The sequence below is a fragment of the Saccharothrix coeruleofusca genome (assembly GCF_014648515.1).
In the GTDB taxonomy this organism is placed as follows: domain Bacteria; phylum Actinomycetota; class Actinomycetes; order Mycobacteriales; family Pseudonocardiaceae; genus Actinosynnema; species Actinosynnema coeruleofuscum.
On sequence record NZ_BMRG01000010.1, the window covers coordinates 224,514 to 236,734 of the forward strand.

The window sequence follows — 12,221 nt, forward strand, 5'->3', positions numbered from 1 at the left end:
GCGGCGCTGCTGGGCTACCCGGTGGTGGCGCCGCTGCACATCGACAACGTGCCGGACCTGGGGGAGCGCAAGACCGCCTGGGACCACGTGTCCTTCGAGGGCTTCCTCGGCGCGCGGATGAGCCTGCAGTTCACCTGGACCGGCCTGGACTCCGCGCTGGCCGCGCCGCTGGTGCTGGACCTGGCGCGGCTGGTGTCCTCGGCGCACCGGGCGGGCCGCGTCGGCGCGCAGGCGGAGCTGGGCTTCTTCTTCAAGGACCCGCTCGGCTCGGCCGAGCACGGCTTCGCCGACCAGGCGCGGACCCTGGTCGAGTGGGCGGGAGGACTGTGAACATCTCCGGGAACCCCTACCTGCACCTGGTCCGGGCACCGGCCGCGCTGACCGTCCTGGGCGACACGGCGGCCGGGGCGGCGGGCGGCCTGCGCGGGCGGCGGCTGCTGCTGCCGCTGTCCTCGGTCGCGCTGTACTGGTCGGGCATGGCGCTCAACGACTGGGCCGACCGCGAGCTCGACGCGGTGGAGCGGCCGGAGCGGCCCATCCCGTCCGGGCGGATCAGCGCGGGCCGGGCGCTGGCGGTGGCCTGCGGGCTCAGCGCCGCCGGACTGGCGCTGGCCGCGGCGGGCGGCGGGCGGCAGGCGCTCGGGACGGCCTGCGCGCTGACCGCGGCGCTGTGGTCCTACGACACCGTGCTCAAGGACACCCCGGTGGGCCCGGTGGCGATGGCGGCCTGCCGAGGTCTGGACGTGCTCCTCGGGGCCCCGCCCGGACGGCGCGGGGCCGCGCTGCCCGCCGCCGGGGCCCTGTTCGCGCACACCCTCGGGGTGACCGCGCTGTCCCGAGGCGAGGTGCACGGGACGACGCCCGCCGTGGCGCGGGCGGTGCTGGCGGGCACGGCGGCGACCGCCGTGGCCGCCGGGGCGGCCAGCCGCCGCGGACTCGTCGGCGCGATCGGGTACGCCGCGTTCGTGGGCCGGGCGCAGCTCAGGGCGGTGCGGGACAACGGCGCGGGGACCGTGCGGTCGGCCACCGCGGCGGGCATCCACGGCATGGTCCCGCTCCAGGCCGCGCTCACCGCGCGCGGGTCGGTGCGGGCGGCGCTGGCGGTGGCCGCAGCGCTGCCGCTGGCGCGGCGGTTCGGGCGGAAGGTGGGGCCGACGTGATCCGACTGGGCTACGGGACCAACGGCTTCGCCAACCACCGGCTCGACGACGCGCTGGCGGTGATCGCGGACCTCGGCTACAGCGGCGTCGCGCTCACCCTGGACCACCACCACCTCGACCCGTTCGCCGAGGACCTGCCCGCGCGGGTCGACGCCGTCGCCCGGCGGCTGGCGGAGCTGGGCCTGTCGGTGGTGGTCGAGACCGGTGCGCGCTACCTGCTCGACCCCACCCGCAAGCACCACCCGACCCTGGTGTCGGACCAGCAGCAGCGGCGGATCGACTTCCTGCGCCGGGCCGTGCTGATCGCGCGGGACCTCGGCGCGGACTGCGTGTCGTTCTGGTCCGGCGTGCGCCCCCCGGACGTGCCGCCGGAGCGCGCGTGGCAGCGGCTGCGGTCCGGTGTCGAGGAGGTCGTGCGGATCGCCGAGCGCGAAGGCGTGCGGCTGGGCCTGGAACCGGAGCCGGGGCACGTGGTCGAACGGCTCGACCAGGCGCTGGCGCTGCGCGCGGAGCTGGGCGGGCCCACCGCTCTTGGCGTCACCCTCGACGTGGGGCACTGCGTGGCCGTCGAACCGGAGGACGCCGCGGCGTGCGTCCGCCGGGCGGGCGGGCTGCTGGTCAACGTGCAGCTGGACGACATGGTGCGCGGCGTGCACGAGCACCTGGAGTTCGGCGAGGGGACGCTGGACCTGGCCGCCACCCTCGCCGCGCTGGCCGACATCGGCTACACCGGCCTGGCGGCCGTGGAGCTGCCCCGGCACAGCCACGCCGCCCCGGACGTGGCCCGCCGCGCCATGTCCGCGCTGCGCGCCGCGCTGACCCCGGACTGGTTGGCCGAGGCCGAGCGCAAGGTGCGCGCCGACCCGACCGCGATCCGCGCGCTGTTCCCGGCGGCGGGCCGGGAGGTCGGGCGGGCCCCGCTGCGCGCGGACGACCCCGGCGGCCTGGTGCACGGCACCGCCGACGACGCCGCCCGCGCCCGGCTGGTCGCCGCGCTGCCCGACGCGGGTGAGCTGCCCGCGCTCTACCGGTACGGCGACGACGCGGAGAAGCGCGGGGTGCTGCGCGGCCTGACCGCCGACACCGACCCGGAGGTCGGCCTGCCGATCGTGCGCGACGCGCTGCGCACCAACGACACCCGGCTGGTCGCCGCCGCGATGGGCCCGTTCGCCGCCGCGCACCTGGACCCGCACGGCTGGCGGCACGGCGTGCTCAAGTGCCTGTTCACCGGCGTCCCGCTGGCCGCCGTGCACGACCTGGACCGGCGCGCCGACGACGAGCTGCGGCGGATGGTCGCCGACTACGCCGCGGAACGCCGGGCCGCGGGCCGCGCGGTCCCGCACGATGCCCTGCGCCTGTTGGGGAGGACGCCATGAGGATCTTCGACCCGCACATCCACATGAGCTCGCGCACCACCGACGACTACGAGTCGATGGCCGCCGTCGGCGTGGCGGCGCTGGTGGAACCGGCTTTCTGGCTGGGGCAGCCGCGCACCTCGGCGGCCTCCTTCGTGGACTACTTCGACTCGCTGATCGGCTGGGAGAGGTTCCGGGCCTCGCAGTTCGGCATCCGCCACCACTGCACCATCGCGCTCAACCCCAAGGAGGCCAACGACCCGCGCTGCCGCGAAGTGCTCGACCTGCTGCCGCGCTACCTGGCCAAGGACGGCGTGGTGGCGGTCGGCGAGGTCGGCTACGACTCGATGACCGCGGAGGAGGACGAGGTGTTCGCCCACCAGCTCGCGCTGGCCGTCGAGCACGGCCTGCCCGCGCTGGTGCACACCCCGCACCGGGACAAGGCCGCGGGCACCCGCCGCACGCTCGACGTGGTCCGCGAGTCCGGCCTGCCGCCGGAGCGCGTGGTGGTCGACCACCTCAACGAGGTCACCGTGAAGGCGGTGGCCGACTCCGGGTGCTGGATGGGCTTCTCCATCTACCCGGACACCAAGATGGACGAGGCCAGGATGGTGGCGATCCTGCGCGAGCACGGCACCGACCGCGTGCTGGTCAACTCCGCCGCCGACTGGGGGCGCTCCGACCCGCTCAAGACCTACCGCACCGGCCTGGCCATGCTCGAAGCGGGCTTCACCGAGTCCGATGTGGACAAGGTGCTGTGGCGCAACCCCGTGGAGTTCTACGGCCAGAGCGGAAGGCTCATGCTCGACGAGCCCGCCGACGGCGAGGCCACCTTCGCGGGCAACTCCATCCTGCGCGGTGGCTCGTGACCCTGTCCTACTGCACGAACGTCCACCCGGCCGAGGACCTGCCCGGCGTGCTCGCCCAGCTCGACCGCTACGCGGTCCCGGTGCGCGAGCGGCTCGGCGGCGAACTCGGCCTTGGACTGTGGCTGTCCGCTCCGGTGGCCCGCGCGCTGGCGGCGGACCCGTTGGAGCGCAAGCGGTTGCGCGAGGCGCTGGACACCCGCGGCCTGGTGGTGCGCACGCTCAACGCCTTCCCCTACGGGGGTTTCCACGACGAGGTGGTCAAGCACCGGGTCTACCGCCCGGACTGGACCGAGGCCGCCCGGCTGGACTACACGCTGGACTGCGCCACCGTGCTGGCCGACCTGCTGCCGGACGGGGCGGCGGGCAGCATCTCCACGCTGCCGCTGGCCTGGCGGGAACCGTGGTCCGACGCCGAGCACGGCCGCGCCGTGGCCGCGCTCGACGACGCCGCCCACGCGCTGCGCGAGCTGGCGCGGCGCACCGGCCGGACGGTCCGGCTGGCCGTCGAACCGGAACCGGGCTGCGTGATCGACACCGTGGCCGACGCGGTGCGGCTGCTCGCGGGCCGGGTGGACGCCGAGCACATCGGCGTCTGCCTGGACACCTGCCACCTGGCGGTGTCCTTCGCCGACCCGGCCGAGGCGGTGCGGTCGATCGCGGCGGCGGGCCTGCGCGTGGTCAAGGTGCAGGCGTCGGCCGCGCTGGAGCTGCCCGACCCGACCGACGCCCGCGCCGCGCTCGGGGAGTTCGCCGAACCCCGGTACCTGCACCAGGTGCGGGCGCTGGCGGGCGGCCAGGTGCACCGGGCCGACGACCTGCCCGAGGCGTTCGACCGGCTGCCGACGGGCGGCCCGTGGCGGGTGCACTTCCACGTCCCGCTGCACGCCGCCCCGCCCGCGCCGCTGCGCTCCACCACGGACGTGCTGCGGCGGGCGATGGCGGCGGTGGACGCGACGTGCGCGGAGCCGCCGGACGTCGAGGTGGAGACGTACACGTGGTCGGTGCTGCCCGGCGGGGTGGACGACCTGGCCGAGGGGATCGCGGCCGAACTGCGCTGGTTCTCGGAGGTGTGCCGGTGAAACCGCTCGTCGTGCTGGACGTGGTGGGCATGACGCCCGCCCTGCTGCCGCACATGCCCAACCTGAGTGCCCTGGGGGCCAAGGGCTTCCAGACCCGGCTCGGCACCGTGCTGCCCGCCGTGACCTGCTCGGCGCAGGCCACCTTCCTCACCGGCCTCACCCCGGCCCGGCACGGCGTGGTGGGCAACGGCTGGTACTTCCGCGACCTCGGCGAGGTCTTCCTGTGGCGGCAGCACAACCGCCTGGTCGGCGGCGAGAAGGTGTGGGAGACCGCGCGCCGGGCCGAACCCGGCTACACCGCGGCCAACATCTGCTGGTGGTACGCCATGGGCGCGAGCACCGACATCACCGTCACCCCGCGCCCGATCTACCACGCCGACGGCCGCAAGTCGCCCGACGCCTACGTCCGCCCGCCCGCGCTGCACGACGAGCTGACCGCCGCGCTGGGCGAGTTCCCGCTGTTCCAGTACTGGGGGCCGACCGCGGCGCTGAAGTCCAGCCAGTGGATCGTCGGGGCGGCGCGCAAGGTCCTCGCCGAGCACCGGCCCGACCTGCTGCTGGTCTACGTCCCGCACCTGGACTACGACCTGCAGCGGTTCGGCCCGGACAGCCCGGAAGCCCGGCGCGCGGCGGCCGACGTGGACCTGGCGGTCGCGCCGCTGCTGCGCGACGCCGAGGCGGCGGGCGCGACCGTCGTGGCGCTGTCGGAGTACGGCATCACGCCCGCCCGCAGACCGGTCGACGTCAACCGGGCGCTGCGCCGGGAGGGGCTGCTGGAGGTGCACACCCAGGCGGGCATGGAATACCTGGACCCGTGGACCTCCCGCGCCTTCGCCGTGGCCGACCACCAGATCGCCCACGTCTACGTGGCCGACCAGGCCGACGTGCCGAAGGTCCGGGCGCTCCTGGAGGCGCTGCCCGGCGTCGACCTGGTGCTCGACCGCGACGGCCAGGCGGGCTTCGGCCTGGACCACGAGCGCTCCGGCGAACTGGTCGCGGTCGCCGAACCCGACGCCTGGTTCACCTACTACTACTGGCTCCACGACGACCGCGCGCCCGACTTCGCCCGAGGTGTGGAGATCCACCGCAAACCCGGTTACGACCCGGCCGAGCTGTTCTTCGACCCGGCCGACCGGCTGGCCAAGGCCAAGGCGGGCGCGAACCTGGTGCGCAAGAAGCTGGGGCTGCGCTACGCGATGAAGACCGTGCCACTGGACCCGTCCCCGGTGCGCGGCACGCACGGGCGGCTGCCCGACCGCGCCGAGGACGGACCCGTGCTGCTGTGCTCGGACCCGGCCGCACCCGCCGGGGTCGAGCGGGACGGCCTGCTGCCCGCGACCGCCGTCCGCGACCTGTTGCTGTCCCTGCAGGGCCTGAAAGGAACAACCCGATGAGCCGACCGATCACGCTGTTCACCGGACAGTGGGCCGACCTGCCCTTCGAGGAGGTGTGCAGGCTGGCCGCCGGGTGGGGTTACGACGGCCTGGAGATCGCCTGCTCCGGCGACCACTTCGAGGTGGACAAGGCGCTCGCCGACGACGACTACGTCCCGGCCAAGCGCGAGCTGCTCAAGTCCTACGGGCTGGACGTGTGGACCATCTCCAACCACCTGGTCGGCCAGGCCGTGTGCGACGACCCGATCGACGAGCGGCACAAGGCCATCCTGCCCGCCCGGATCTGGGGCGACGGCGAGCCCGAGGGCGTGCGGCGGCGGGCGGCGGCGGAGATGGCCGACACCGCGCGCGCGGCGGCCAAGCTCGGCGTGCGCACGGTGGTGGGCTTCACCGGGTCGAAGATCTGGAAGTACGTGGCGATGTTCCCGCCGGTGTCCCAGGCGGTCATCGACGACGGCTACCAGGACTTCGCCGACCGCTGGAACCCGATCCTGGACGTGTTCGACGAGGTCGGCGTCCGGTTCGCGCACGAGGTGCACCCCTCGGAGATCGCCTACGACTACTGGACCACCAAGCGGGCGCTGGAGGCGGTGGGCAACCGGCCCGCGTTCGGGCTGAACTGGGACCCGTCGCACTTCATCTGGCAGGACCTGGACCCGATCGGGTTCATCCTCGACTTCGCCGACCGGATCTACCACGTGGACTGCAAGGACACCAAGAAGCGCTTCGACGGCCGCAACGGCAGGCTCGGCTCGCACCTGGCGTGGGCCGATCCCCGGCGCGGCTGGGACTTCGTCTCCACCGGGCACGGCGACGTGCCGTGGGAGGAGAGCTTCCGGGCGCTGAACTCCATCGGCTACGCCGGACCGATCTCGGTGGAGTGGGAGGACGCGGGCATGGACCGCCTGCGCGGCGCCGAGGAGGCCATCACCTACCTGCGCACCGTGCTGTTCGAACCGCCCAGCGCCAGCTTCGACGCCGCGTTCGCCACCGACCACTGACGACCAGAGGAGCCACCGATGCCTTCCTCCCGCCGGACCCTGCTCAGCGGGGCGCTCGCCGCGGCCGCCGCGGGCGCCGCCCTGCCGGGCACCGCCTCCGCCGGTTCGCACGGCCGTGGCCGCCGCGTGCCAAGGGAAGCGATCAGCATCCAGCTCTACACGCTGCGCGGCATCATCGGGGACGACCCCGAGCCCGTGCTGTCCGCGCTGGCCGACATCGGCTACCGCCGGGTCGAGCTGGCGGGCACCTACGGGCGCAGCGCGGCCGAGTTCGCCAAGCTGCTGCGCCGCCACCGGTTGCGCGCCTCGTCCGCGCACGTCGGCATCGACGGCGACCTGGACCAGGTCATCGCCGACGCGCGGACGCTGGGCAACCAGTACGTGGTGGTGCCCTACGTCAACTACGCCACGCTGGCCGAGTGGCGGGCGTTCGCCGAGCGCCTGGAGGAGGCGGGCAGGAAGCTGCGCCGCGCCGGGCTGAGCCTGGGCTACCACAACCACGCGCACGAGTTCGCCCCCGTGGAGGGGCGGCGGCCCTTCGACGTGATCACCTCGACCACCACGCGGCGCAACGTCCACCTGGAGGTGGACCTGTACTGGGCGGTGGTCGGCGGGGTGGACCCGGTGGAGGTGTGGCGGCGCGACTTCCCGAGGGTGCGGCAGTTCCACGTCAAGGACCGCGCCCCGGACGGGTCGTTCGCCGACCTGGGCAAGGGGAACATCGACTTCGCCCGGATCTTCCGCGCCACCGACGTGGCCGAGTACATCGTGGAGAACGACGAGCCGAAGGACGCGCTGGTCACCGCCCAGGTCGGCTACGACTACCTCACTAGGCTGCGGTACTGACCGACAGGCTGGGGGTGGGGGACAGGTCCCTCACCCCCCACCCACTACGCTGCGGCGCGAGCGCTGTGCGGCTGGAGGGGTGTCCGTGGGGGGTCGCGGGAAGTCGCTCATCGCGGGAGGCTTGTTCCTCGTCGCCGCGGTGGCGGCGTGGTCGCTGGTCGTCGCGGTGGCGGAGGAAGAAGCCCCGGTCGATCCCGCCGAGCTGCTCGAAGGGGTGGCGTTGACCGGGTTCCGGCGGGTCGCGGTGGTGCACCAGACCCTGTCCGCCGACCTCGTGTCGTACGGCGTCTACGTCGGTCCGAGGTCCGAGAGCGGTCCGCGGGCGCGCCTGTCCGACGGGAGCGAGCCGCGCGAGGGGGCCACCGTCCCGGACGAGTGGCAGGGCCTGCTCGAAGGCGTCGCCAACAGCAACCTCGGCAACCGGTGCACGACGGACGTCCTGCGGTTCCTGCCCGACCGGTTGCCGGAAGCGAACCTGACCCGGTGGGGCGTCGAGGAAACCGACGTGGCCGACGCGCGTGCGGGCAGGTCGGACATCGCGTACGTGCGTATCGCCTGCTCCCGCGAACAACGCTGACCCCGTCGGCAAGTACTACCCGACGCGCCCGTCAGGGCCGGTAACCACTACCCGACGTCCTGAGCGCCCGATCCGTGATGTGCGAACGCGCGGCTCGCGGTGTCCGGGCGCGCGACTTCCCAGGCCGCCTCGACCATCCGGAAGATCTCGTCCAGCGCGGTCTCCGGGTCGGCCGCCTCACGGGCCAGGGAGTAGGCGTCGACCGTGAACCGCGCGATCGTCCGGCAGGCGGTCGTGGGCCTCGGCAAACCGAGGTCCGCGGCGATGGCCGCCGCCAGCGACTCCGCGTGGCGGGTCATCATCGACTTCTCGTACTCCCGCAGGGCGGGTGATCCGTCGATCATGCGCCAGATCGGGGCGGCGGCCTCCGAGGCGCAGTGCCGCAGCAGGGCCAGGATCTCGCGGCGCAGGGCGGGGATCAGCGGCTCGTGCGGCGGGCGGTCGGTGACCGCCCGTGTGAGGCGCCGCTCGAAGTTCTCGTCCTGGTCGAACACCAGCGCCTCCTTCGAGGCGAAGTGGGAGAACAGCGTGGTGACGGCCACGTCGGCCTCGGCGGCCACGTCACGAATGCCCACCGCGTCGTAGCCGCGCTCCAGGAAGAGCCGCAGCGCGGTGTCGGCGATCTTTTGACGGGTCGCGGCCTTCTTGCGCTCACGGCGTCCGGACGGCTCGGTCATGCGCTGACCCTACCAGGTGCAAAACCAGACCCGTTCCTAAACGCTAACCGTTAGTGCTACGGTCGGCGGCGTGAAAAAGGTGAGCTTCGCCGAGTACGGCGGTCCGGAAGTCCTGCGGCTGGTGGATGTCGAGGAGCCCCACGCGGGTCCTGGCCAGGTGCGCATCGCGGTGCGGGCGGCGGGGGTGAACCCCGTGGACTGGCGGATTCGCGAAGGCCAGATGCAGCGGTTCCACCCGATCGAGCTGCCCAGCGGGGTCGGCCAGGACGCCGCCGGGGTGGTGGACGAGGTCGGCGAGGGCGTCGAGGGGATCGCGGTCGGCGACCACGTGTTCGGCGGAGGGGTGCACACCTACGCCGAGTTCGCCGTGCTGTCGGCCTGGGCCCGCGTCCCCGAGGGCCTGACGTTCCAGGAGGCGGCCGGATACCCCTCCGTGATGGAGACCGCGCTGCGCGTCATCCGCGAGGTCGGTGTGGAGGCCGGGCAGACGCTGCTGGTCAGCGGTGCCGCCGGGGGAGTCGGGTCGGCCGTGCTGCAGGTCGCCCGCGACTGCGGCATCGCGGTGATCGGCACGGCGAGCGCCGCGAACCAGGACTACCTGCGCGGCCTGGGCGCCCTCGCCACGACCTACGGCGAGGGCTGGGTGGACCGGGTGCGGCAGCTCGGCCGGGTCGACGCGGCGCTGGACCTGGCGGGCTCGGGGGTGATCCGCGAACTCGTCGAGCTGACCGGGGACGCGGGGAAGGTGATCTCCATCGCCGACCCGAGCGCGCCCGAGTCCGGCGCCCGGTTCTCCAACACGGCCGGAAGCATGTCGGAAGCGCTCGCCGAGACCGTCCGCCTCATCTCGCGGGGCGGGCTCCACATCCCGATCGAGAAGTCGTACCCGCTCGCCGACGCCGCCGCCGCGCACATCGACAGCCAGGCAGGCCACACGCGCGGACGGCGCGTCCTGGTCGTCTGAGAGCGGACGGGCGTCGTCCTCGTGCGGAACGCGAGGACGACGCCGCTCCGGCGGACCGGTGCCGCCGTCGATGTGCTTCGCGCACCCGTCGAAGAACTTTCGTCGCACCGGGATGACGAACGGCAGTGGTCCGGTGTGGACCGCGACCACGACGGTCCACGGTGAACTGCCGGGCCGAGCGCGCCCCGCCTCCACCATCCGCAGGAGCATGTTGCCCGAACGGGCAACTTCTCGCGCTGACACGCAGGTCACGGCGCTTGTATGCGCAATAGGCCCTGCCGGGCCGCCGATATCGCGCATACTCTGCCGAACCGCCCGCACGGGCGGGGCCTTCGTCGGCGAAGGCCCGGACCACACCACCGCGGCTCGACCAGGTGAACTCCTGGCTGCTCTCGTGCGCGCTCCACAGCGCACGGGTGGTGTGACGGCCGCAGTTGCAGGTCTTGAGAAGCGAAGGGACAGCATGGACCCCTTGGGCCCGATCGACGCGAATCGGATGCGGGGCGTCGACCCCGACCAGTGGATGAAGGACATGGAACTGCGGGTCGCCGACCTCAAGCGGAAGAGCGCGGACCTGGCGCAGAACCTCGCCGCCTCCACGGCCACGGTGACCTCGAAGGACGGCGCGGTGACCGTGACCGTCGCGCCCACCGGGGCGGTGCAGAACATCGCGGTGGAGCAGCGCGCGGCGGGGATGAGCCCGGACCGGCTGACCGCGTCGATCATGGAAGCGCTGCGCAAGGGGCAGCGCCAGGCGTCCGGGATGATGCTGGAGGCGTTCGCGCCGCTGGGGGCGGGCACCGAGTCGATGAACCTGGTGACCAGCTTCCTGCCGCCGATGGACGACGAGGACGATTACCCCGTCGAGGACGACGACGAGGCGGACGAGGCAGACCGGGAGCGGTACCCGGCCCCGCAGGCCCAAGCGCAGTACGCGCCCCCGCCCCAGCAGTACGCGCCTGCCCGGCAGTACGCCCAGCCGCAGTACCCACCGCAGGCGCGGCCCGCGGCGCCCCGGCGCGACGACGAAGACGACGACAACCAGCCGTGGTGACCCGGCTGCGGAACAGGGAGGGCTCCGGTGGCAGCAGGGTTCCAGGTCAACCCCGATGACCTCGACACGTTCTCGGACAACCTCGACGCGCTGGTGGCGCAGTTGGACGAGTCGGTGACAGTGCTCAACGGCGTCCACTTCGACCCGCTGGTCTTCGGCATCGTGGGCCAGTTCTTCAGCATCGCCGCGCGGATCAAGGTCGACAAGGCCAAGGACGTCATCGGCCAGTACCGGGACGCGATCACCTCGGCGCGGGACAACACCAAGGAGACCGCCAAGACCTACCGCGAGACCGAGTCCGGCATCTCCGACACCTTCAAGGGATAGCATGGCTGAGAACGTGCAGGGCCTCGACCTGACACCGGGGTTCGGCAAGGACACCGAGTTCTGGGACGGCTTCTCCGGCGCGGGCATGGTGGACACCGTGGCGGGCCTGGTGAAGTCGATCAGGGAGAACAACACCGCCGCGATCGCCGCCTACGGCGTCGGACTGGGCTTCGACGTCGTAGGCGCGGCGCTCAACCCGCTGGGCGCCGTGATCGGCGCGGGCGTGGGCTGGCTCATCGACCACATCTTCTTCCTCCGCGAGCCGCTCGACCTGCTGATGGGCGACAACATCGCGGTGCGCCTGGAGACCGACAAGATCAAGAAGGACGCCGAGAAGTACCAGGCGATCGCGACCACCCACGTCGAGGCGCTCAAGAAGCTCGACCCCTGGACCGGGGAGACCGCGCAGCGGTTCAAGGACAGCATGATCAAGGTCGCCGACGAGATCCAGGCGATCGCACTGGGCGTGCACGGCGCCGCGGAGATCATGGCCACCATGGGCGCCTGCGTCACGGCGTTCCGATCGCTGGTCCGCGACATCATCGCGATGGTCGTGGGCAACCTGATCGGCGGCGCGATCACCGCCGCGGGACTGGCGCCGTTCACCTTCGGCGCGTCGATCGTCGCGTTCGTCGGCGTGGCCGTCGCCACGGCCATGGAGGCACTGGGCCGCATCATGCGGCACATCGCCAACCTGAAGTCGTTGCTGACCGCCAACAAGAACGCCACCCAGCAGATCAGCAGGCAGTTGGACGAGGTCGTCGACGGCGCGGGGAGGCTGAACCGCAGCGGCAGCTCCGGCGGTGCCCCGACCCCTCCGCCGGTCAACTCGTCGGTGACCCCGCCGCCTGTGGTGAAGCCGCCGGATCCGGCGCCGACGCCGCCTCCGGGTGGTGCGACGTCGACCAGTGGTGCTCC

At 73.1% G+C, this 12,221-nt stretch carries 13 protein-coding genes and 1 pseudogene; 13 read left to right on the plus strand and 1 reads right to left on the minus strand.

All coding sequences use genetic code 11. The annotated features are described in order from the left end of the window. The 9 genes from IEZ00_RS37020 to IEZ00_RS23715 all read left to right on the plus strand — a co-directional run. A partial coding sequence (locus tag IEZ00_RS37020) for an inositol-3-phosphate synthase (RefSeq protein ID WP_229796026.1) occupies positions 1-330 on the plus strand: 330 nt, incomplete at its 5' end. After that, entirely contained in the window at positions 312-1,160 is an 849-nt protein-coding gene (locus IEZ00_RS23685; protein WP_229796027.1) for an SCO3242 family prenyltransferase, read from the plus strand. The genes IEZ00_RS37020 and IEZ00_RS23685, both read left to right, overlap by 19 nt. Beyond that, positions 1,160-2,536 (plus strand): EboA domain-containing protein, encoded by a 1,377-nt coding sequence (locus tag IEZ00_RS23690; RefSeq protein WP_189225535.1) that lies wholly within the window; start codon positions 1,160-1,162, stop codon positions 2,534-2,536. The genes IEZ00_RS23685 and IEZ00_RS23690 overlap by 1 nt, the downstream gene beginning before the upstream one ends. Continuing rightward, positions 2,533-3,384 carry a TatD family hydrolase gene (locus IEZ00_RS37025; RefSeq protein ID WP_229796028.1) on the plus strand — a complete coding sequence of 284 codons (852 nt, stop codon included), beginning with the start codon at positions 2,533-2,535 and terminating at the stop codon, positions 3,382-3,384. The genes IEZ00_RS23690 and IEZ00_RS37025 overlap by 4 nt, the downstream gene beginning before the upstream one ends. Next, a complete protein-coding gene (gene eboE, locus IEZ00_RS37030; RefSeq protein WP_229796029.1) occupies positions 3,381-4,463 on the plus strand; it encodes a metabolite traffic protein EboE in 1,083 nt (360 codons plus the stop codon). Before IEZ00_RS37025 ends, eboE begins: the two co-directional genes overlap by 4 nt. After that, positions 4,460-5,857 (plus strand): alkaline phosphatase family protein, encoded by a 1,398-nt coding sequence (locus IEZ00_RS23700; protein ID WP_189225504.1) that lies wholly within the window; start codon positions 4,460-4,462, stop codon positions 5,855-5,857. Before eboE ends, IEZ00_RS23700 begins: the two co-directional genes overlap by 4 nt. Continuing rightward, complete coding sequence (locus tag IEZ00_RS23705) at positions 5,854-6,858, plus strand: sugar phosphate isomerase/epimerase family protein (protein WP_189225505.1); 1,005 nt, start codon at positions 5,854-5,856, stop codon at positions 6,856-6,858. Before IEZ00_RS23700 ends, IEZ00_RS23705 begins: the two co-directional genes overlap by 4 nt. An 18-nt stretch (positions 6,859-6,876) precedes the next feature. After that, positions 6,877-7,704, plus strand: coding sequence for a sugar phosphate isomerase/epimerase family protein (locus IEZ00_RS23710; RefSeq protein ID WP_189225506.1), 828 nt, complete (start codon positions 6,877-6,879; stop codon positions 7,702-7,704). Positions 7,705-7,789: 85 nt separating this feature from the next. After that, positions 7,790-8,281, plus strand: coding sequence for a hypothetical protein (locus IEZ00_RS23715; RefSeq protein WP_189225507.1), 492 nt, complete (start codon positions 7,790-7,792; stop codon positions 8,279-8,281). A gap of 47 nt (positions 8,282-8,328) precedes the next feature. On the opposite strand, the gene IEZ00_RS23720 is transcribed toward IEZ00_RS23715, so the two are convergent. After that, the gene (locus tag IEZ00_RS23720) at positions 8,329-8,958 is read right to left on the minus strand and encodes a TetR/AcrR family transcriptional regulator (RefSeq protein ID WP_189225508.1); all 630 of its coding nucleotides are present in this window, start codon (positions 8,956-8,958) and stop codon (positions 8,329-8,331) included. 70 nt (positions 8,959-9,028) lie between these two features. Here IEZ00_RS23720 and IEZ00_RS23725 point away from each other — a divergent pair, with 70 nt between their 5' ends. The 4 genes and pseudogenes from IEZ00_RS23725 to IEZ00_RS23740 form a co-directional block, all read left to right on the plus strand. After that, complete coding sequence (locus tag IEZ00_RS23725) at positions 9,029-9,922, plus strand: NADP-dependent oxidoreductase (protein WP_189225509.1); 894 nt, start codon at positions 9,029-9,031, stop codon at positions 9,920-9,922. A 463-nt stretch (positions 9,923-10,385) separates the two neighbouring features. Further along, a complete protein-coding gene (locus IEZ00_RS23730; protein WP_189225510.1) occupies positions 10,386-10,976 on the plus strand; it encodes a YbaB/EbfC family nucleoid-associated protein in 591 nt (196 codons plus the stop codon). Positions 10,977-11,003: 27 nt separating this feature from the next. Beyond that, entirely contained in the window at positions 11,004-11,303 is a 300-nt protein-coding gene (locus IEZ00_RS23735; RefSeq protein ID WP_189225511.1) for a WXG100 family type VII secretion target, read from the plus strand. A 1-nt stretch (position 11,304) separates the two neighbouring features. Further along, positions 11,305-12,221 (plus strand): annotated as a pseudogene (locus IEZ00_RS23740) (hypothetical protein); the annotation flags it as partial.

Excerpts from the sequence above, each read along its gene's own strand:
- IEZ00_RS37025 (WP_229796028.1), top strand. The coding sequence starts at position 2,533 with ATGAGGATCTTCGACCCGCACATCCACATGAGCTCGCGCACCACCGAC.
- IEZ00_RS23705 (WP_189225505.1), top strand. The coding sequence starts at position 5,854 with ATGAGCCGACCGATCACGCTGTTCACCGGACAGTGGGCCGACCTGCCC.
- IEZ00_RS23710 (WP_189225506.1), top strand. The coding sequence starts at position 6,877 with ATGCCTTCCTCCCGCCGGACCCTGCTCAGCGGGGCGCTCGCCGCGGCC.
- IEZ00_RS23720 (WP_189225508.1), bottom strand. The coding sequence starts at position 8,958 with ATGACCGAGCCGTCCGGACGCCGTGAGCGCAAGAAGGCCGCGACCCGT.
- IEZ00_RS23730 (WP_189225510.1), top strand. The coding sequence starts at position 10,386 with ATGGACCCCTTGGGCCCGATCGACGCGAATCGGATGCGGGGCGTCGAC.